Source organism: Wenzhouxiangella sp. YN1, from assembly GCF_056324145.1.
In genome coordinates this window covers 65,553-85,068 of the sequence record NZ_JBJNIO010000157.1, presented here as the reverse complement: position 1 = coordinate 85,068, position 19,516 = coordinate 65,553, and the positions used below count along the sequence as shown (strand labels likewise).

18 protein-coding genes are annotated in these 19,516 nt (G+C 64.0%); all 18 read right to left on the bottom strand.

Going from position 1 to position 19,516, the window contains the following annotated elements; translation table 11 throughout:
* Positions 1-7 precede the first annotated feature (7 nt).
* Complete coding sequence (locus tag ACEWQZ_RS13300; RefSeq protein WP_476483590.1) at positions 8-301, bottom strand: integration host factor subunit beta; 294 nt, start codon at positions 299-301, stop codon at positions 8-10.
* 71 nt (positions 302-372) lie between these two features.
* Complete coding sequence (rpsA, locus tag ACEWQZ_RS13295; protein ID WP_476483589.1) at positions 373-2,094, bottom strand: 30S ribosomal protein S1; 1,722 nt, start codon at positions 2,092-2,094, stop codon at positions 373-375.
* Positions 2,095-2,199: 105 nt separating this feature from the next.
* Entirely contained in the window at positions 2,200-2,898 is a 699-nt protein-coding gene (gene cmk, locus ACEWQZ_RS13290) for a (d)CMP kinase (RefSeq protein WP_476483588.1), read from the bottom strand.
* Positions 2,899-2,959: 61 nt separating this feature from the next.
* The gene (aroA, locus tag ACEWQZ_RS13285; protein WP_476483587.1) at positions 2,960-4,279 is read right to left on the bottom strand and encodes a 3-phosphoshikimate 1-carboxyvinyltransferase; all 1,320 of its coding nucleotides are present in this window, start codon (positions 4,277-4,279) and stop codon (positions 2,960-2,962) included.
* A gap of 3 nt (positions 4,280-4,282) precedes the next feature.
* Positions 4,283-5,404, bottom strand: a complete 1,122-nt coding sequence (hisC, locus tag ACEWQZ_RS13280; RefSeq protein ID WP_476483586.1) for a histidinol-phosphate transaminase — start codon at positions 5,402-5,404, stop codon at positions 4,283-4,285.
* A gap of 265 nt (positions 5,405-5,669) precedes the next feature.
* Entirely contained in the window at positions 5,670-6,785 is a 1,116-nt protein-coding gene (gene pheA / locus ACEWQZ_RS13275) for a prephenate dehydratase (RefSeq protein ID WP_476483585.1), read from the bottom strand.
* The gene (serC, locus tag ACEWQZ_RS13270) at positions 6,778-7,845 is read right to left on the bottom strand and encodes a 3-phosphoserine/phosphohydroxythreonine transaminase (RefSeq protein WP_476483584.1); all 1,068 of its coding nucleotides are present in this window, start codon (positions 7,843-7,845) and stop codon (positions 6,778-6,780) included. Before serC ends, pheA begins: the two co-directional genes overlap by 8 nt.
* Positions 7,846-7,876: 31 nt before the next feature.
* Positions 7,877-9,160, bottom strand: a complete 1,284-nt coding sequence (gene serS, locus ACEWQZ_RS13265) for a serine--tRNA ligase (RefSeq protein ID WP_476483583.1) — start codon at positions 9,158-9,160, stop codon at positions 7,877-7,879.
* Between the two features lie 229 nt (positions 9,161-9,389).
* Positions 9,390-10,676 carry an adenylosuccinate synthase gene (locus ACEWQZ_RS13260; protein WP_476483582.1) on the bottom strand — a complete coding sequence of 429 codons (1,287 nt, stop codon included), beginning with the start codon at positions 10,674-10,676 and terminating at the stop codon, positions 9,390-9,392.
* A 23-nt stretch (positions 10,677-10,699) separates the two neighbouring features.
* Positions 10,700-10,885, bottom strand: coding sequence for a DUF2065 domain-containing protein (locus ACEWQZ_RS13255; protein ID WP_476483581.1), 186 nt, complete (start codon positions 10,883-10,885; stop codon positions 10,700-10,702).
* Between the two features lie 2 nt (positions 10,886-10,887).
* Positions 10,888-11,745 (bottom strand): protease modulator HflC, encoded by an 858-nt coding sequence (hflC, locus tag ACEWQZ_RS13250; protein WP_476483580.1) that lies wholly within the window; start codon positions 11,743-11,745, stop codon positions 10,888-10,890.
* Between the two features lies 1 nt (position 11,746).
* A complete protein-coding gene (gene hflK, locus ACEWQZ_RS13245; RefSeq protein ID WP_476483579.1) occupies positions 11,747-12,913 on the bottom strand; it encodes an FtsH protease activity modulator HflK in 1,167 nt (388 codons plus the stop codon).
* A 105-nt stretch (positions 12,914-13,018) separates the two neighbouring features.
* Positions 13,019-14,278: a ribosome rescue GTPase HflX gene (gene hflX / locus ACEWQZ_RS13240; protein WP_476483578.1), complete on the bottom strand. Its 1,260-nt coding sequence runs from the start codon at positions 14,276-14,278 to the stop codon at positions 13,019-13,021.
* A gap of 44 nt (positions 14,279-14,322) precedes the next feature.
* Positions 14,323-14,562 carry an RNA chaperone Hfq gene (gene hfq / locus ACEWQZ_RS13235; protein ID WP_476483577.1) on the bottom strand — a complete coding sequence of 80 codons (240 nt, stop codon included), beginning with the start codon at positions 14,560-14,562 and terminating at the stop codon, positions 14,323-14,325.
* Positions 14,563-14,660: 98 nt separating this feature from the next.
* A complete protein-coding gene (gene miaA, locus ACEWQZ_RS13230) occupies positions 14,661-15,587 on the bottom strand; it encodes a tRNA (adenosine(37)-N6)-dimethylallyltransferase MiaA (RefSeq protein WP_476483657.1) in 927 nt (308 codons plus the stop codon).
* Between the two features lie 40 nt (positions 15,588-15,627).
* Positions 15,628-17,391 (bottom strand): DNA mismatch repair endonuclease MutL, encoded by a 1,764-nt coding sequence (gene mutL, locus ACEWQZ_RS13225; protein WP_476483576.1) that lies wholly within the window; start codon positions 17,389-17,391, stop codon positions 15,628-15,630.
* Between the two features lie 197 nt (positions 17,392-17,588).
* On the bottom strand, positions 17,589-18,899 hold the full coding sequence (locus ACEWQZ_RS13220) for an N-acetylmuramoyl-L-alanine amidase (protein WP_476483575.1): 1,311 nt from the start codon (positions 18,897-18,899) through the stop codon (positions 17,589-17,591).
* Positions 18,900-19,010: 111 nt separating this feature from the next.
* Complete coding sequence (locus ACEWQZ_RS13215; RefSeq protein WP_476483574.1) at positions 19,011-19,475, bottom strand: RrF2 family transcriptional regulator; 465 nt, start codon at positions 19,473-19,475, stop codon at positions 19,011-19,013.
* Positions 19,476-19,516: the final 41 nt, after the last annotated feature.

The following is a 19,516-nucleotide window of genomic DNA, read 5'->3' as shown; positions in this document are numbered from 1 at the left end:
GCGGCGATCAATCTGACGACGCCCCGGCGTTGACCCGCTCTCGCAGCGCCTTCCCGGGTTTGAAGTGCGGCACATACTTGCCCGGCAGTGCCACCGATTCTCCGGTGCGCGGGTTGCGGCCCATGCGCGCCGGACGATAGTTGAGCGAAAAGCTGCCAAACCCCCGCACCTCGATACGCTCCCCCTCTGACAGCGCACGACTCATCTGCTCGAGAATGCAGCGCACTGCCAGCTCGACGTCGGCATGACTGAGATGAGTCTGCTCACCGGCCATGCGTTCAATCAGTTCGGATTTGGTCATTGCTGCTCCCCGGAAAGATCCGGGCGTTCACGTTTGCAGGTGCACACGCGAACGCCCGGTGATTTGCTGTGTCAGTCGTCCTTGTTCTCGAGCTGCTCCTTCAGCAGGTCACCCAGGGTGGTGCTGCCGCCGCTGCCGGAGCGATGGTATTGATCAACGGCTTCGGCGAGCTCGTCGTCATCCTTGGCCCGGATCGACAGGGTGAGGTTACGGGTCCTGCGATCGAGCGCCACGAACTTGGCCTCGACTGCATCTCCCTCGGAAAGCACCTTGGTGGCGTCGTCCACGCGCTCCTTGGCCAGATCGGAGGCCTTGATATAGCCGTCCACGCCATCGGCAAGCTCGACAACCGCGCCCTTGGGGTCAACGGACTTGACCGTGCCGTTGACGATGGAACCACGCGGATGCGCTGCCATGTAGGTGGCAAAGGGATCCTGCTCGAGCTGCTTGATGCCAAGCGAAATGCGCTCGCGCTCGGGATCGACAGCCAGCACGGTCGCCTCCACTTCCTCGCCTTTGCGGAAGTTGCGGATGGCTTCCTCTCCCGGCGTCATCCAGGAAATGTCGGACAGGTGCACCAGGCCATCGATACCGCCTTCCAGACCGATGAAGATGCCGAAATCGGTGATCGACTTGATCGCACCGGCGACCTTGTCGCCCTTGTTGTGAGTGGCTGCGAAAGCTTCCCAGGGGTTCGGGGTGCACTGCTTCATGCCCAGCGAGATGCGGCGACGCTCCTCGTCGACATCCAGCACCATGACCTCGACCTCGTCGCCGACATGCACGACCTTGGCCGGGTTGACGTTCTTGTTGGTCCAGTCCATTTCGGAGACGTGAACCAGGCCTTCGACGCCGTCCTCGATCTCGACGAAGCAGCCGTAGTCGGTGATATTGGTGACCTTGCCGAACAGTCGGGTGGTTGGCGGATAACGCCGATCGATGTTTTCCCAGGGATCATCGCCCAGCTGCTTGAGGCCCAGCGAAACGCGCATGCGCTCGCGGTCGAAGCGCAGCACGCGAACCTCCAGCTCCTCGCCGACTTCCACCACTTCGGACGGGTGGCGAACGCGCTTCCAGGCCATGTCGGTGATATGCAGCAGGCCATCGATGCCGCCAAGATCCAGGAAGGCACCATAATCGGTGAGGTTCTTGACCACACCCTTGACCACCGCACCCTCGGTCAGGCGCTCGATCAGGTCTTCGCGCTCGGCGGCGTATTCGTGTTCGACCACCGCGCGACGGCTGACCACCAGGTTGTTGCGGCGGCTGTCGAGCTTGATGATCTTGAACTCGAGGTCCTTGCCCTCGAGGTAGGCGGGGTCACGCACGGGACGAACATCCACCAGCGATCCCGGCAGGAAAGCGCGGATGCTGTCGATGTTGACCGTGAAGCCACCCTTGACCTTGCCGGAAATCTGACCAATCACGTTGTCTTCGTTTTCGTAAGACTGTTCCAGCTTGGTCCAGACCCGGGCCCGCTTGGCCTTTTCGCGCGACAGGCGAGTTTCGCCAAAACCGTCTTCGACGGTATCCAGCGCCACTTCCACCTCGTCGCCGACGGCCACTTCCAGCTCACCATCCGGCAGGCGGAACTGGTGAATGGGAACGATACCCTCGGACTTCAGCCCGGCGTTGACGATGACTACGTCTTCCCGGATATCGACAATCTTGCCGTTGACGATCGCGCCGGGGCGAAGGTCTTTTTCGGCAATGCTCTGTTCAAATAACTCTGCAAAGGATTCGGTCATTACGCTTGTTTCTTCCTGCAAGATCTGCGCGGCCCTGGCGTTCAAAGTCCGCTTGTCTCTACGGTGTCTGCGCTCGCGAGGAACGCTCGTGAAAAAACCCGACCACCACCTGTGCGGGGCCGGAACCTGACTTCAACCTCTTTTTCGCAATCAGACAGCGCCCGCTACCAGATCAAGAACCTGCTCGACTACCTGCGCCAGCGTCAATTCAGTCGAATCGATCACGGTTGCGCCCGACGCCGGAACCGTCGGCGAGACGGCTCGTTCACGATCCCTGCGGTCGCGCTCGGCAAGATCGCGAAAAAGACGGGAGAATTTAACACTTTCTCCTTTCTCTTTCAACTGTTTATGCCGGCGACGCGCTCGTTCTTCGACGCTGGCGTCGAGAAAAACCTTGACCGGGGCCTCCGGAAAGACCACGGTGCCCATATCCCTGCCGTCCGCCACCAGGCCGGGCGCGCGCCGAAACTGGCGCTGCAGATCCATCAGCGCCCGGCGGACCGCCGGCCGTGAAGCGACCTGAGAGGCCATGACCGACACGGCCTCGCTGCGCAGTCGTTCGTCGACTGCACGGCCGTCGAGCAGCACCTTCACGCCGTCGCTGCCGGAGCAGAACCGCAGATCCAGCTGATCACACAGGGCCACCAGCGCTGCGTCGTCATCGGCCTCCACGCCGCGGTCGATCGCGGCCAGCGCCACAGCCCGATAGACCGCACCGGAATCGAGCAGCCGCCACCCCAGGCGCGCGGCAACCCGCGCCGAAACTGCGCCCTTGCCGGCACCGGAAGGGCCGTCGATGGTCAATACGGGTATCGTTGTTGTCTCTTTGCGGGCAGTCTCAGTCATCATCGCCAGCCAGGCTGCGTGTAAAGTGTGAAGTCTAAAGTGCACAGAACCAAACGCCAGCCCCTCACACTTCACACTTCACACTCGAACCTTCCCACTCCATCTCCGCCCCCAGCCCCGTCATATCGTCTACAAACGCCGGGTAACTCGTCTCGATCCACTCGGCATCATTGATCGTGACCGGAGCTTCGGCCGCCAGGGCCAGCACCGCCAGGCTCATGGCCACGCGATGATCGCCGTGACTGTCAACCTCGCCTCCGCGCACCGGTCCGCCGGTGATGATGGCGCCGTCATCGAGCTCTTCCACGCTCACCCCCAGACGGGCGAGCTGACGGCACATCACGGCAATGCGGTCGCACTCCTTGACCCGCAGCTCGCTGGCACCGCGGATCCGCGTGCGGCCGCTGGCGGCGGCAGCCAAGGCCATGATCAACGGAAACTCGTCAATGGCCAGAGGCACCAGCTCCCGGGCCACATCGGCGCCCGAGAGCCGACCCGCGCGAGCTGTAATCCGGCCCAGCGGTTCGCCACCATCGGTCTGGTCGCCCTCGATGGTCATCGTCGCGCCCATGGCTCGCAGAATATCGATCACGCCGCTGCGGGTGGGATTCAGCCCGACGCGCTCGAGCTCGATCACCGAGCCGTCGACGAGCAGCCCCGCCGCGAGCACAAACACCGCCGAAGACAGGTCACCAGGCACTTCCACACGCGTGCCCGACAGCGCCTGACCGCCGCGCACAGCCACACCCGGCCGGCCATCGTGGAGCAAGGCGCCGAACGCCGGCAGCATGCGCTCGCTGTGATCGCGGCTCACACCCGGCTCGACAACCACGGTTTCTCCCTCGGCAAACAGCCCGGCCAACAGAATGGCCGACTTGACTTGCGCACTGGTGACGTTGAGCGCGTGACGCTGCCCGCGCAAGCGGGTGGGGTGGACCTTGAGCGGAGCGCAGCCTTCCCGACTGTCGATGACTGCGCCCATGCGCGCCAGCGGCTCGATGATGCGCGCCATCGGCCGGCTCGAGAGCGACTGATCGCCGACCAGCTCGATCGGCGCATCCCGCAGTGCCGGATGCCCGGCCAGGGCGCCGGCAAGCAGGCGGATACCGGTGCCTGAATTCCCCAGATCCAGCGCCCCGGACGGCGGCCGCAGGTCGCCGCCGCGCATCCGGATCACGCCATCAGTTTCCTCAACGCCGGCTCCCAGCTGTCGCATCGCCGCCAGCGTTGCTCGGGTATCGGTACTCTCGAGGAAACCATGAATCTCGGTCTCGCCGCTGGCAATCCCGCCCAGGATCGCGGCGCGATGGGAAACGGACTTGTCGCCCGGGGGGCGATAGCGGCCGCTCAAAGCGCGCGCAGCTGGCTGAACGATCAGGCGCATCGCTTAGATCACCTCCGACAACACCGCCAGCAGGCGCTCATTCTGTTCGCGCGTGCCGATGGTGATGCGCAGGTAATCATCCAGGCCATAGTTAGCCACCGGCCGCACGATCACGCCGCGCTTGAGCAGGGCTTCGTTGAGCTCGGCACCGGAACGATCAAAGCCGGTCAGCAGGAAATTGGCCGCCGAGGGAATGATCGTCAGCCCCAGCTTTTCGAAGCCCTTCTGAAGCTGGCGCAGGCCTTCGCTGTTGCAGCGACGGGTTGCGGCAATGAACTCTTCATCACCCAGCGCGGCCTGCGCCGCTGCCAGGGCGGGCGCGTTGACGTTGAAGGCGGGCCGAACACGGTTGAGCAGGTCGGCAATCCCGGGGTTCGACAGCGCATAGCCCACGCGCAGACCGGCCAGACCGTAAGCCTTGGAGAAGGTGCGAGTCACGACCAGGTTCGGAAACTCCTCCAGCCAGGTCGAGGCGTCACCGAGAGTGTCGGACTCGGCGTACTCGGTATAGGCCTCGTCGACCACGCAGATGACCTGGGGCGGCAGCGAGCCGATGAAATCCTTCAGTCGATCACCGTCCAGCCAGGTGCCGGTCGGGTTGTTCGGGTTGGCAATGAAAACCAGCCGCGTGTCATCACCAACGCGTTCGAACAAGCCGCGCAGATCATGGCCCAACGGCATGCCCGGATGGTCGAGCGGCAGCGCCGGGGCGACCTGCGCCTGTGCGCCCATCATCTGAGTCGCGATGGGATAGACCGCAAAGGCATATTGCGAAAACACAGCCTCCAGACCGGGCCGCAGAAACGTCTGTGCGAGCAGCACCAGCACGTCGTTGGAACCGTTGCCCAGGGTGATGGCCTCTGGCGGCAGCGCATGCCTTTCGGCCAGCGCCCGCTTGAGATGAAAGCCGTTGGCATCAGGGTACAGCCAGGCATCATCGAGCGCGGCACGGGCGGCGGCAATCGCTTTCGGGCTCGCGCCCAGAGGATTCTCGTTGGAGGCCAGCTTGATCGAATCACTGACCCCGTATTCGCGTTCGAGCTCGTCGATCGGCTTGCCCGGCGTGTAAGGAGTCAGATCGCGCACACCTGGTGCGGCCAGAGCGGAATAGTCTCGTAGCTTCATTAAGATCCCTTGTTCAACTTCAAAATATCCAAAACCCCGGCACCTTTTTGCCCACGGATGGACACAGATGGAAAACAACACCACCCTGCTGGATTGGCGAGCGATCGAATGCCAGAGCCAGGCTCCGGTTTTTCATCACTGCTTTCCATTAGAGTTCCTCTTTAGAGTTCTCCTTTGCTTTTATCCGTGTTCATCCGTGGGCAAAAAGCCCTTGATCCTGATTGTCTGGTTTCATTCCTGAGCAATTATCTTCTGACTTCACGCCTCAGGCGCCGCTCTCGCCCGGCAGGCGACCGACGACGGCGCGGGGATAACAGCCGAGGATGCGCACCTGTGCCGAGCGGCCTTCGACCTCGGCCAGGGCGTTCTTGAAGCCGGGATCTTCGACATGGCCGTCGACGTCGATGAAAAACACGTAATCCCAGCGCCCTTCCCGGGAGGGCCGCGACTCGATCCGGGTCATGTTGACGCCGTGTCTGGACAGTGGCTCGATCAGGCTGAACAATGCGCCGGGGCCATCGCCCCCCGGGCCGGCCACCATCAGGGTCGTCTTGTCGTCGCCCGAGGGCGGCAACAGCTCGCGGCCGAGCACGAGAAAACGCGTCGTGTTGTCGGCATGATCCTCGATATTGGCGAACAATACCGGAATGCCGTAGATTTCGGCGGCGCTGCGCCCGGCAATCGCGGCGGCATCCGGTGCGTGGCGCACGCGACGGGCAGCTTCGGCGTTGCTCGAGACCGCGATCAGCTCGACGCCCTCGAGATGTCTTTCCAGCCACATCCGACACTGTGCCAGCGATTGCTGATGCGCGTAGACGCGCTCGACGCCGTCGAGCGAACGCGCCGCGGTCAACAGGTGCTGATGAATCCTCAGCTCCACCTCGGCGGCGATGCGCACGTCCGAATGCATGAACATGTCGAGCGTGTGGGTGACCACGCCCTGCGACGAATTTTCGACCGGCACCACGCCGAAGTCGACCTCACCGCCCTGCACGCGCCGGAACACCTCGTCGATACCGGTCTCGGAGCTGGCGCTGACCGAATGCCCGAACTGCAGAAAAACCGCCTGCTGGGTAAAGGTGCCCTCCGGCCCCAGAAAGGCCACGCGCAGCGGCTCCTGCTGGGCCAGGCAAGCCGACATGATCTCGCGAAACAGGCGCAGCATGACCGTATCGGTCAGCGGGCCATCGTTGCGCTCGATCACGCGCCGCAGCACCTGAGCCTCACGGTCGGGTCGATAGTAGTCGGCAGGCGTGGCCATCGCGCCCTTGGCAGAGCGTACCGCCTGCGCCAGGCCCGCGCGCTCGGCGATGAGAGCCTGAATACGCTCGTCAAGCGCATCGATTTGCTGGCGCACCTGACCGAGATCGATCTTATCCATGGCGTCGTTCGAATTCCTGCATGAAGTCAACCAGTGCCTCCACAGCGTCAAGAGTCTGGGCATTGTACAGACTGGCTCGCAGGCCACCGAGCGCGCGGTGGCCCTTGAGCCCATGCAGGCCGGCCGCCTCGGCCTGCTCGACGAAAGGCTGCACCAGTGATGGATCGGTCGGCCAGAAGGGCACGTTCATCACTGAACGTGCGGCCCTGGTCACCGGGTTGTGCCAGAAATCCGACCGATCGATGGCGCGGTAGAGGGTTTCCGCCTTGCGCTGATTGCGGTCAGCGATCGCTTCGAGGCCGCCCTGGCGCTCGATCCAGCGCAACACTTCCAGAGCGGCGAACCAGGCCAGGCTGGCCGGGGTGTTGTAGAGGCTGTCACTCTCCGCCCAGCTGCGATAGTCAAAAAAGCGCGGCAGCGTATCGGGCACGCGCGCGAGCAGATCACGTCGAATGAAGGCCACGGTCAGTCCGGCGATGCCCAGATTCTTCTGCGCACCGGCGTAGGCAAAGCCAAGATCACGGTAGGGATACGGCCGCGACAGGAATTCCGAAGACAAGTCCGCAGCCAGCGGTATTGCAGCTCGCGGCGGCTGCGCATACTGCAGCCCGTGAATCGTCTCGTTGCCGGTAAAGTGCAGGTAGGCGCAACTTTCGGGCAGGCGTCCGATTTCGGGCAGGTCGATGAAGCCGCCCTCCTCGCTACTGCCGACCACCTGTGTCGAGGCAACGCGCCCGGCTTCAGCCAAAGCCTTTTTACCCCAGTGCCCGGAAATCAGAAAGGCCGCCGTACCGTCGGCGGCCAGGTTCAGCGGCAGCTGGGCAAACTGAGCATTCGCGCCGCCGTGCAGCAGCAGCACGGCGTGCTCGTCGCCGATGTCGGCCAGATCGCGAAGCCGCTGTTGCAGTTCCTCGGCCACCGCCATGAAACGCGGCCCACGATGCGACACCTCGGCAATGGAGGGCAAGCCGCCGGCCGCCGGCGCCAGCGCTTCGCTCAAGCGCTCGCGCACCTCGACCGGCAGCATGGCGGGCCCGGCGGAGAAGTTGTGCACTTTCATGGCGTGCCTCCGGCGCCCGTGGGCAACACGATCATTCGGCCACTGACAGTGACTCCCGGCCGCCCATATATCGCCGCAAGGCCTCGGGCACGCTGACCGAGCCGTCACGCTGCTGGTAGTTTTCCAGCACCGCGATCAGGGCGCGGCCGACGGCCAGCCCCGAACCATTGAGGCTGTGGACCAGCTCGGGCCGGCCGGTTTCGGGGTTGCGCCAGCGCGCCTGCATGCGGCGGGCCTGGAAGTCGCCGAAATTCGAACACGATGAGATCTCGCGATAGGCGCTCTGGCCGGGCAGCCAGACCTCGAGGTCGTAGGTCTTGCGCGCGGAAAAGCCCATGTCGCCGGCGCACAGCGTCATCACGCGATACGGCAGCTTGAGCACCTGCAGCACTTTCTCGGCATGCCCGGTCAAGGCCTCCAGGGCCTGTTCGGACTCGTCGGGACGCACGATCTGGACCAGCTCCACCTTGTCGAACTGGTGCTGACGGATCATGCCCCGGGTATCCTTGCCATAGGCGCCCGCCTCGCGCCGGAAACAGGGCGTGTGGGCCACGAATTTCAGCGGCAGATGCGCTGAGTCAAGAATTTCGGCGGCCACCAGGTTGGTCAGCGGCACCTCGGCGGTCGGGATCAGATAGCGGGGCGGGTCGTCGTCGATGGCGAAGGCATCGTCTTCGAACTTCGGCAGCTGTCCGGTTCCCTGCATGGCCTCGGCGTTGACCATGTAGGGCACGTACATCTCGCGGTAGCCGTGCTCGCCGATATGCATGTCGAGCATGAACTGCGCCAGCGCCCGGTGGAGCTGCGCGACCTGTCCGCCCAGCACGGCAAAGCGGCTGCCGGCGAGCTTGGCTGCAAGCTCGAAGTCGATACCGTCGAGCATCTCGCCAATCTCGACGTGATCGCGGGGCTCGAAATCAAGCGCGGTGGGTTCGCCAACGCTGCGGGCCAGCGCGTTATCGGCCTCGTCATCGCCCTCGGGCACGGACGCGTCCGGCAGATTGGGCATGTCAAGCTGAACGCGCTCGAGCTCGTGGCGAAGCTGCTCGAGTTCATCGCTTGCGGCCTTGAGATCATCGCCAAGCCGGCCGACTTCGGTCACCAGCGGCGCGATGTCCTCACCGGCGGCCTTCGCCTGCCCGATCGATTTCGAGCGGCGATTGCGCTCGGCCTGCAGCTCTTCGGTCTTTGTCTGCAGCTTCTTGCGCCGCGCCTCGAGCGCGGCATAGTTCTCGATATCGAGGTGATAGCCGCGACGCGCCAGACGCGCAGCCACGGACTCAAGATCGTTTCTCAGCAAATGTGGGTCAAGCATGACAGTTCTTCTTCAGTCGTTGAGTGCGCGAAACCAAAAGCACCAATCCCGGAATGAATCCTGGATCCTGGATCCTGGATCACGAAACCCGAACAGAAACCGCGACCTCGATACGTCGTGCTGAAATGGCTCTCTACACCGCCCTGTTCACGAGCGCGTTTCGAATTTCGTGTTTCGGGTTTGTTTCGTATTCGAGATTTCGCATTTCGAATCCTGGCCCCTCGGCGCTTCAATCAGCTTCGAAGGGATGCCTGAGAATGACATTGGCATCGCGTTCGGGCCCGGTCGAGAGCATGTGCACCGGCGCCTCGATCAGCTCTTCCAGGCGATCAAGATAGGCGCGCGCTTCCGGCGGCAGCTTGTCGGGATCGGTCAGTCCCTGGGTCGAGCCGTCCCAGCCGGGCAGGTCTTCGTAGACCGGCGCGGCGCGCTCCCATTCTTCAGCGCCGACCGGGAATCCATCGACGCCGTCATAGTCAACGCAGATACGTACGCGATCAAAAGTGTCGAGCACATCGAGCTTGGTGATGCAAAGGCCGGTCACGCCGTTGGTGCGCACCATACGCTTGAGCGCGACGGCATCGAGCCAGCCGCAGCGGCGCGCGCGGCCGGTGGTGGCGCCGAACTCGACGCCACGCTCGGCCATCAGGCGGCCGTCGTCGTCATGCAGCTCGGTCGGAAACGGCCCCGAACCCACGCGCGTGGCGTAGGCCTTGGTCACGCCAAGCACGTAGTCGATGTCGCCGGGGCCCACGCCGGTGCCGGTCATCACGCCGCCAACGGTGGTGTTCGACGAGGTCACGAACGGATAGGTGCCATGATCGATATCGAGCAGGCTGCCCTGGGCGCCCTCGAACAAAATCGACCGGTGCTGACGCCGCAGCTCATGGAGCTCGCCGGTGACATCGGTAAACATCGGCTTGAGCTCTTCGCCCATGGCGGCGGCCTGGTCGGCAATCCGGTGGCCATCCACCGGATCGGCATCGTAGTAGCGGGTCAGCAGGAAGTTGTAGTAGTCGATCACACTGCCAAGCTTTTCCTCCAGCCGCGCCGGATCGGCCAGATCGGCCAGGCGCAGCCCCAGGCGTGAGGCCTTGTCTTCGTAGGCCGGCCCGATGCCGCGGCCGGTGGTGCCGATGGCGTTCTTGCCGCGCGATTTCTCGCGCGCGCGGTCGAGGGCTTCGTGGCAGCCAAGAATGGCGGGACAGGCCGGCGAAATGCCCAAGCGCGAACGCACGTCGATGCCCTTGTCTTCCAGCCCGCGGATTTCGGCCACCAGGGCATGCGGCGCAACCACCACGCCGTTGCCGATCAGGCAACGGGCGCGCTCGGTGAGCACGCCGGAAGGAATGACGTGCAGGACGGTCTTTTCGCCTCCGACCACCAGCGTATGGCCGGCGTTGTGGCCGCCCTGGAAACGCACCACGGCGTCGGCTTCATGTGCGAGCAGATCGACGATCTTGCCCTTGCCCTCGTCGCCCCACTGGGTACCGAGAATCACGACGGATCGAGACATTGCTTATCCCCGAAATATGAGAGTCAGCCGGCGAGGTGAAAAATCACCGCGCCAAGCAGGATCAGCACCACGCCGCCCGAACGCAGGCTGCGATCGGGCAGCCGGGCGGCCTGGCCAACCAGGTTGCGCCAGCCCGACGGGCTGATGGCCGGCCCCAGCCCTTCGATAATCAGCACCAGGCCGCCGGCCATCAACAGCTCTGTAAACATGGTTATTGCTGCTGTTTATCCAGGTAGCGGAAGAAGTCCGACTGGGTATCGAGCAGCATCATGTCGTTTTCCGTGCCGATGCTCTGCTCGTAGGCCTCGAGACTGCGCCAGAAGGAGTAGAACTTCTCATTCTGAGTGAACGCTTCGGCATAAATGGCGGTTGCCTCGGCATCGCCTTCACCGCGCAGTCGCTGTGCATCACGCTCGGCCTCGGCCAACAACACGCGCACCTGGCGATCGGCATCGGCGCGAATGCGCTCTGCCTGCTCCCGCCCCAGCGAGCGCAGCTCGTTGGCGTACTCGGTCCGCTGCGTGTCCATGCGGTCAAACACCGAGGCGAGCACCTCTTCGGTCAGCTCGATGCGCTTGATGCGAACGTCGATGACATCGATCCCGTAGTCCTCGAAACGTCGATCGGCCCGCACCACGAGCTTCTCCATCATCTCGCGGCGTTCTTCGGAAACCACTTCGCTGAGCGTGCGCTGGGCAAACTCGTCGCGCAGATCATTGCGGATGAGCTCGGACAAGCGGGCGCGGGTGAAGACCTGATCACCGCGTGTCGCCACGTAATAGTCGCGCGGGTTCATGATGCGCCACTTCACGTAGTAGTCGACTTCAACGAACTTCTGCTCGGCGGTATTCATCTGTTCGGGCCGCATGTCCATGGTCATCAGGCGGTTATCGAACTTGCGAATATTGTTGATGAACGGAAGCTTCCAGTGCAGCCCAGGCTCATAGTCATCGGTCACCACTTCACCAAGGCGGAACCGAATCGCGAACTCGGTTTCCTTGACGATGAACAGGCTGTTGATGCCAACGAACAGCAGGGCGATCAAAACAACAGGAATCAGAATTCTCATCTCAGCGACCCTCCCTGCCGGTACGGCTGCGCGGATCGGTCGTTCGACTCGCGCCCTGCCCCGAATTCTGCCCTGAACGCTGCTGTGGCGAGAGCATCGGCGGCGCCTTGAGCGCCGGGTTGCCGTCGCGAATGCGATCCAGCGGCAGGTAGAACATGTTGTTGCTCGACTCGGTGTCCATCAGCACCTTGGCGGAGCGACCGAAGACCTTCTCCAGAGTCTCGATGTACAGGCGTTCGCGAGTCACATCCGGCGCCTGCTCGTACTCGGCCAGCAAGGCGGAGAAACGATCGGCCTCACCGGTGGCCTGGGCCACCTTGGCCTCGCGGTAAGCCTGCGACTCCTGGGTGATGCGAGCCGCCTGACCACGGGCCTCCGGCACCACCTGATTGGCGTAGGCCTGGGCCTCGTTGGCGAAGCGGATCTGGTCCTCACGTGCCCGCACGACATCATCGAAAGCCTCGCGGACCTGCGACGGCGGTCGCACCTCCTGCAAGTTGAAGGACGTGATCTCGATACCGGGCTGATAACGCGCCAGGATCTCCTCGAGCAGGGCCTGGGTGTCGAGCGCAATCTGCCCGCGGCCGATCTCGAGGATGAAATCCATGTTGTTGGTGCCGACGATCTCGCGGATGGCGCTGTCAGCGGCATGGGCGAGCGAGGCCTCGGGCTGGGCAACGTTGAAGAGGAAGTCTTCCGGATCCAGCGCCCGATACTGAACGGCGTACGCCAGATCGATGAGGTTTTCATCGCCGGTCAGCATGCGGGTGGAGTTCTCCAGCGAACGCATCCGACTGACGTTGACCGTCTGCACGGTCTCGATCGGCTGCGGCAAGGTGAACTTGAGGCCGGGGTTGATCGTTCGGTTGTACTCGCCGAAGCGCAGAACAACGCCGCGCTCGGATTCATCGATGATGTGCACCGAGCTCCACGCAGCCCAGATCACCAGCAGCAGCACCACCAGGCCGATGATCGGCGCGAAGGAACCACCACTCGGGCTGCCCTTGCGACCGCCGTCGTTGCCGCCACCGCCCATGATCTTCTTCAGGCGTCGCTGCACATTGGCAAACACTTCATCCAGATCGGGCGGCTGCTGGCCGTTGCCCCCTTTCCAGGGATCGCGACCACCGCCGCCGCCACCGCCGCGTCCGGGTTCATTCCAGGGCATTGATCTCTCCGTGAGTTCGTTCTTGCATCGGGTTATCGGCAGGCGGCCTGCGCACTGCGTGCAGCCACCACGGAAAACCGCGCAGCGCCCGACGCTCGCAATCGTTTAGTTTAACAGGAGTTGCTCGGCCAGTTGTCCGTCACTTCCCTTCAAGCGGGCCAGTTTTCGGGCGTCGCGCTGGTCCAGATCAACCTCAAGGCGGCTGGACCCATCGTCCTCGACGTGCTCATCAACCACGGCGCCCAGATCAAACAGGCGCGAGCGCAGGCGCTGCCCCTCGACCGGCACGTGGATGCAGCGCCGGATCCGTCCCTCGGCCAGGCGCTCGGCGAGCGCCACGGCCAGGTCATCGAGGCCGTGATCGTGCTCGGCAGATACCCAGACGGACGTGACTCGTCCATCAGCGTCACGCTCCAGGCCGGCTTCACGATCGGTCAGATCGACCTTGTTGAAGACCTTCAGCACGGGCAGGTCGCCGGCGCCGATGTCGTTGAGCACCTCTTCCACCACCGACTGCTGCTGGAGCCGATCGGGGTCGGCGGCATCAATGACGTGTACCACCAGGCTGGCCGAGAGCGTCTCTTCCAGCGTGGAGCGGAAAGCGGCAATCAGCTCGTGCGGCAGATCACGGATGAAGCCGACGGTGTCGGACATCAGCACGTCCGAACCGGCCAGGCCCTCGATACGTCGCACCGTGGGGTCAAGCGTGGCAAACAGCTGATCGCGGGCCATGACCTCGCCCGAGGTCAGGTGATTGAAAAGCGTCGACTTGCCGGCGTTGGTGTAGCCGACCAGCGCTACCAGCGGCACCTCGCTGCGATGCCGCGCGCGCCGCCCCTGCTCGCGACGCTGCTGCACCTTCTCCAGCCGCACGCTGAGCTGACGAATGCGATTCCCCAGCAGGCGACGGTCGGTTTCCAGCTGCGTTTCGCCGGGGCCACGCATGCCGATTCCCCCGCGCTGACGCTCCAGGTGGGTCCAGCCGCGAACCAGGCGGGTGGAGAGGTGGCGCAGCTGAGCCAGCTCGACCTGCAGCTTGCCCTCATGCGAGCGCGCTCGCTGGGCAAAGATATCGAGAATCAGCGTGGTGCGGTCGAGGACGTTGCACTTGAGGCTGCGGGCCAGGTTGCGCTCCTGCACGGGACTGAGCCGGGCATTGACCAGCACCACCCCGGCTTCGCCGGCGGCCACCGTCTGGCGCACCTCCTCGACCTTGCCGCTGCCAACCAGGTAGCGGGGATCGGGCGCATCGCGCGGGGCGAGCACCTCGTCAACCACCTCGAGGCCGGCCGAGCGCGCCAGCAAGCGGAACTCGCTGCGCGACTCGTCACCCTGGCCGGGCCCGAGGACCGGGTGCAGCAGCACGGCCCTGGAAGCGCCGCCGGCGAGGGCTGGGGCAAAATCCTCTATCAGGGCTTTTCTTCCTCCGCCGCATCACCCAGGTGCACGTTGCGTGCGGGCACGATGGTGGAAATGGCGTGCTTGTAGATCATCTGACTGACCGAGTTCCTGAGAAGAATCACGAAGTTATCAAAAGACTCGATCTGCCCCTGGAGCTTGATGCCGTTGACGAGAAAAACCGAAACCGGGACACGCTCGCGCCGAAGCGCATTGAGGAACGGGTCCTGCAACGACTGACCTTTGGACATTGTGACTCTCCTTTGATGTTCTTATTTGGCCCGGCTGATGCTTGCGGGCATGACACTTGCGGGATCGACACCAGGCCGCGTATCCGACCGCAGCGCGGTCAAGCGAAGGTCTGATCGGCGCGGGGCTGTGCAAAAAAGTCACCTGCCTGCCTGACAATCAAGTCAATGGTACGTTCTTGCAGCGAATCGTGCCAGAGGGCGCCCGGCATTCTTCGCAGGGCCGTCAGCTGCCGCTTGGCCAGCTGCCGGGTTGCCGCCACGGCCGCATGACGGCAATCGTCCAGGCGACCGGCCCCATCGAGAAACGACCAGACCTGACGATAACCCACGCTCTTCATGGAGGCGTGAGCCGCGCTCAATTCCGGCCGCTCCCGCAAACGCTCGACTTCTGCCACCAGGCCCTGGGCGAGCATCTGCTGAAAGCGTTTTTCGATGCGCTGATGAAGAATATGGCGATCACGGGGCGCAAGAACAAGGCGCAGCGCCCGCATTCGGGGCAGGCGGTTGTGCCCGTGGTACGCGCTGGGGCCCTTGCCGGTCAGGCGCAGAATCTCGGTGGCCCGCTGAATACGCTGGCTGTCGGCAGGCCGAATCGCGGCCGCGGCGGCCGGGTCGTGCTGCGCCAGTTCCGCGTGCAGCGCCGGCCAGCCGCGCTCGCGCGCTTCGGCGGCGATCGTGTGGCGCAACGCCGGGTCGGCCGCCGGCATGGGGTCAAGGCCATAGAGCAGCGCCCGGTAGTAGAGCATGGTGCCGCCCACAAGTACCGGCCAGTGGCCGGCGGCATGAATACGATGAATCTCGGCGGCCGCATCGGCGGCAAAGTCGGCCGCCGAGTAGGCTTCTTCCGGCTCGCGAATATCAATCAGGGCATGCGGGTAGCGCGCCAGCGTGGCGTCGTCGGGCTTGGCGGAACCAATATCCAGGCCGCGATAGACCTGCGCCGAGTCAACGCTGATCAGCTCGACCGGCAAGCGATCCCGGAGCGCGAAGGCGGCGGCCGTCTTGCCCGCAGCCGTTGGCCCCATCAGGAAGATCGCCGGCGGCAGCGCGGGCAAAGAAAACGCGTTATTGCCCACGCAGAAAGAGCCGATCGAGCGCCTGCATGTCCAGCTGCACCCAGGTCGGACGACCGTGATTGCACTGATCCGAGCGTTCGGTGCGCTCCATGTCGCGCAGCAGGGCGTTCATCTCGTCGATATTCAGGCGCCGATTGGCCCGGACCGAGCCGTGGCAGGCAATGGTTGACAGCAGCTCGTCGAGCATGGTGTCGATCCGCTGGCTCTGGCCCAGCGCCACCAGATCGGCCAGCACGTCACGCACCAGCCCTTGTCCATCGGCACGGGCAAGCAGGGCCGGCACGGCGCGAATCATGACCGCCTCGGGGCCGGCCAGACCGAGCTCGAAGCCAAGCCGCGCAAGATCATCGATGTGACTCTCCAGCGCCTGCGCCTCGCGCTCGGACACGGCGATTCTTTCAGGCACCAGCAGCTGCTGGGAGCGCACGCGCTCTTCGCGCCAGGCCTGCTTGAGCTGTTCGTAAACGATGCGCTCGTGGGCGGCATGCATGTCGACCACCACCAGACCGTCGGCATTCTCGGCAAGAATGAATACGCCGTGAATCTGAGCAACAGCAAAGCCCATGGGCGGAATCTCGCTCTGCCCGCCCTGATCTCGCGGCCGCGGCGCGCGGGCCAGCTCGGCGTAGCGCGAAACGCTTTCAGCCACGGCCAGACCCAGCCCGGCCTGGCCACCTCCTTGCTGCAGCCCTGGCGGCTCGGGACTGGCCACCTGCGCCCGCGAAGCAGCCGCCGTCTGCGCCGACTCGTTGCCCGGGTGCGTACCCGACAGTGCGTGGTGAATGGTCTTGAACAGAAAATCGTGGACCAGGCGACCATCGCGAAAGCGCACCTCGTGCTTTTGCGGGTGGACGTTGACATCAACGCGCTGCGGATCGAGCTCGAGCATCAGCGCAAAGGCCGGATGGCGGCCGCTGAAGAGCACGTCGCGATAGGCCTGACGTACGGCGTGCGCCACCAGCCGATCACGCACCAGGCGCCCGTTGACGAAAAAGAACTGCAGATCGGCCTGACTGCGCGAAAAGCCCGGCCGGGCAATCCAGCCGCTCAGCTGCAGCCCGGCATGCGCCTGTTCGAGCGCGATCGCCTGCGCCATGAAACCATCGCCGCAGACGGCCGCCACCCGGCGGCTGCGCGCGGCCTCGTCGACGGCCGGGCCCAGGCTGCGCACCACCCGGCCGTTGTGCGCAAGGTCCAGCGCCACGTCCATGCGCGCCAGCGCCAGGCGCTTGAGCAAATCGTCGATATGACCGAATTCGGTGCGTTCGGTGCGCATGAACTTACGCCGCGCGGGCGTGTTGTAGAACAGATCGCGAACCTCGACCATCGTGCCCTCGGGCATGCCCGCCGGCCGCAGCTCCGAAAGCGTCCCGCCCTCGGCCTCGACCTCGTAGCCGCTGTCAGCGCCCATGACCCTGGAGGCCAGCCGCAGGCGTGAGACCGACGCAATGGAAGGCAGCGCTTCACCGCGGAACCCCAGCGTGCCCACGCCCTCGAGATCCTCGAGCGACTCGATCTTGCTGGTCGCGTGGGCGCTCAGCGCCAGCGCCAGGTCCTGGCGGGGAATGCCGCGGCCATCGTCGCTGACGCGAATGCGGCGGGCACCACCGCGTTCGATCTCGACGCGGATACGCCGGGCGCCGGCATCGAGGCTGTTCTCAACCAGCTCCTTGACGATGGACGCAGGCCGCTCGATGACCTCACCGGCGGCGATCTGGTTGACAAGATGGACAGGCAGCTTACGAACCGGCATGGCGCTCAGTTTACCGATTGTGGCCGCCAGGATGGCGCGCCTTCACTCGGAAAAGGCAAAACAATGGCAGAATTCGAACCCGCCTGCCCGTCTCGAGGGCCGAGGCAAGTTTTTCGCGCAGTTCCGCGTGTTACGTGGCTCCAGTTTCTCTTGGGGGTTTCCCGAAAGTTTTCTCGGAGACTTCTCTGAAAATGGAATCAGGAGCCGGCCGGGATCACCAGCACTGCTCCCGGATGGATCACATCGCCGTTGATGTTGTTGGCCTGCCGAATGCGCGAGATACTGGTGCGGTATTTCTGCGCAATCACACCGAGCGTATCGCCACGCTCGACAATGTGGCGACTGCCCTCGCGGTTGGCGGCAATCCAGGTGCCCTGCGGCGCGGTCTCGAAAAAGTGCTGGCGAACGCCGTTGACAATCGCCCCGGCCAGCTTGCGCTGCTGGGCGCCGTTTTTCAGGTTGGCCTCGTCGTGCGGATTGGAAATGAAGCCGACCTCTACCAGAACACTGGGTACGTCCGGGGAGCGCAGCACAACGAAATTGGCGCTCTCCACCTGCTTGCGATGCTGCTTGCCCACCCGCGCCAGCTCACCCAGAATCACCTCGGCTGCTTCCGTGCTGTATTCGATCGCCACGTTCTGCGACAGGTCGAGAAGCACCGAAGACAGCATGTCGTCGCCGCGATCGAGCTTGACGCCGCCGATCAGGTCAGCACGGTTCTCGCTTCTGGCCAGCAGGCGGGCGGCCTCGCTGGACGCGCCGCTGCGCGAAAGCACGTAAACCGAGCTGCCGCGCACGCGGCGATCGCGAAAGGCATCGGCATGAATTGACAAGAACAGGTCGGCGCTGGCCTTGCGCGCGCGTGCAAAGCGCTCCTTGAGGGGAACGTAATAGTCGCCGGTGCGAATCAGCACAGCCTGCATGCCCGGCTCGTCGTCGATCTGCTCCTTGAGCTCGCGCGCCAGTGCCAGGGTGACGTCTTTTTCATACGTGCCCGACGGGCCGATGGCGCCCGGGTCTTCACCGCCGTGGCCGGCGTCGATGGCAACGATCATGTCGCGCTCACCGTCCAGGGCGGTCTGAGTGGCTTCACGAACCCGCTCGGCGGCGGACTGGGCATTTTCCGGATACAGATCAACGACCAGGCGGTGCCCGTACTCGCTGGCCGGTGCCAGCAGAAAGCTCTGCGGCCTGATCTTGTCATCGAGATCGAGCACGACGCGCAGATCACGCTCGTTACGCACGCCGTAGCGCACCCGCCGGATGACGCCGCTGTGCTCCTCGTCGAGTTCCAGGGCATCCTCGAGAGCGACATTTTCAATGTCGATGACCACACGCGAGGGGTTGTCGAGCGTGAACAGGCGATAGTCAACGCGCTGGTCCAGATCGAGGACAGCGCGGGTATTGTCAGGCCCCGCCCAGACACGCAGATTGCGCACCTCGCCGGCCGCCGCAGCGAGCGAGCTGGTCAGCAGCACCATCGCGATCAGAACTGTCAGCTTGCGCATCGGTTTTGCCGTTGGCCCATAAAGTCAAGGCAATCATGCACTGAAAGAATTTTTTTTTCAAGCTAAATCCGGCGCTTGTAGAGCCTTCCAAGAACCTACTTTGACGCCGGGTCAGCAAATCACCTCAAGCCGGATATCGAGCAGGCGCGCCAGTTCACGGCGATGCGGGGGCGTGAGGATATCGGCCAGCGAGTACTGATCGAGCACGCCCAGGAAGGCCGCCTGCGCCTGCTCGAGCATGCCGGCCAAGGAGCAGGCCGGAGCAATCACGCAACGATTGTCGGCGCGCATGCACTCGACCAGCTCGAAGTCGGACTCCATGGCGCGCACGATGCGACCGATATTGAGGCTGTCGGGGCGGCCGGCTAGGCTCAGGCCGCCACCCACTCCGCGCACCGAGTGAACAAAGCCCTCGGCGGCCAGGTGCTGAACCACTTTCATCAGGTGGTTGCGCGAAATGTCGTAGGCTTCGGAAATCTCGCGGATCGTGCAGCGGTGCTCGGCACGATCGGTCGCGTGCAGACCCAGATAAATCAGCACCCGCAGCGCATAGTCAGTGTATTGGGTCAGTCTCATCCGGTGATTCTACCCCGCGGGCCCACGGCTTTTGTATAGTG

What these genes read in the sequence shown, in the direction of transcription:
- hflC (WP_476483580.1), bottom strand. Translation starts at nt 11,745, where the DNA reads ATGAGAATTCTGATTCCTGTTGTTTTGATCGCCCTGCTGTTCGTTGGC.
- miaA (WP_476483657.1), bottom strand. Translation starts at nt 15,587, where the DNA reads ATGGGGCCAACGGCTGCGGGCAAGACGGCCGCCGCCTTCGCGCTCCGG.
- pheA (WP_476483585.1), bottom strand. Translation starts at nt 6,785, where the DNA reads ATGGATAAGATCGATCTCGGTCAGGTGCGCCAGCAAATCGATGCGCTT.
- mutL (WP_476483576.1), bottom strand. Translation starts at nt 17,391, where the DNA reads ATGCCGGTTCGTAAGCTGCCTGTCCATCTTGTCAACCAGATCGCCGCC.
- ACEWQZ_RS13260 (WP_476483582.1), bottom strand. Translation starts at nt 10,676, where the DNA reads ATGTCTCGATCCGTCGTGATTCTCGGTACCCAGTGGGGCGACGAGGGC.
- ACEWQZ_RS13215 (WP_476483574.1), bottom strand. Translation starts at nt 19,475, where the DNA reads ATGAGACTGACCCAATACACTGACTATGCGCTGCGGGTGCTGATTTAT.
- hfq (WP_476483577.1), bottom strand. Translation starts at nt 14,562, where the DNA reads ATGTCCAAAGGTCAGTCGTTGCAGGACCCGTTCCTCAATGCGCTTCGG.
- serC (WP_476483584.1), bottom strand. Translation starts at nt 7,845, where the DNA reads ATGAAAGTGCACAACTTCTCCGCCGGGCCCGCCATGCTGCCGGTCGAG.
- ACEWQZ_RS13255 (WP_476483581.1), bottom strand. Translation starts at nt 10,885, where the DNA reads ATGTTTACAGAGCTGTTGATGGCCGGCGGCCTGGTGCTGATTATCGAA.
- hisC (WP_476483586.1), bottom strand. Translation starts at nt 5,404, where the DNA reads ATGAAGCTACGAGACTATTCCGCTCTGGCCGCACCAGGTGTGCGCGAT.
- serS (WP_476483583.1), bottom strand. Translation starts at nt 9,160, where the DNA reads ATGCTTGACCCACATTTGCTGAGAAACGATCTTGAGTCCGTGGCTGCG.
- aroA (WP_476483587.1), bottom strand. Translation starts at nt 4,279, where the DNA reads ATGCGCCTGATCGTTCAGCCAGCTGCGCGCGCTTTGAGCGGCCGCTAT.
- ACEWQZ_RS13300 (WP_476483590.1), bottom strand. Translation starts at nt 301, where the DNA reads ATGACCAAATCCGAACTGATTGAACGCATGGCCGGTGAGCAGACTCAT.
- hflK (WP_476483579.1), bottom strand. Translation starts at nt 12,913, where the DNA reads ATGCCCTGGAATGAACCCGGACGCGGCGGTGGCGGCGGCGGTGGTCGC.
- ACEWQZ_RS13220 (WP_476483575.1), bottom strand. Translation starts at nt 18,899, where the DNA reads ATGCGCAAGCTGACAGTTCTGATCGCGATGGTGCTGCTGACCAGCTCG.
- cmk (WP_476483588.1), bottom strand. Translation starts at nt 2,898, where the DNA reads ATGATGACTGAGACTGCCCGCAAAGAGACAACAACGATACCCGTATTG.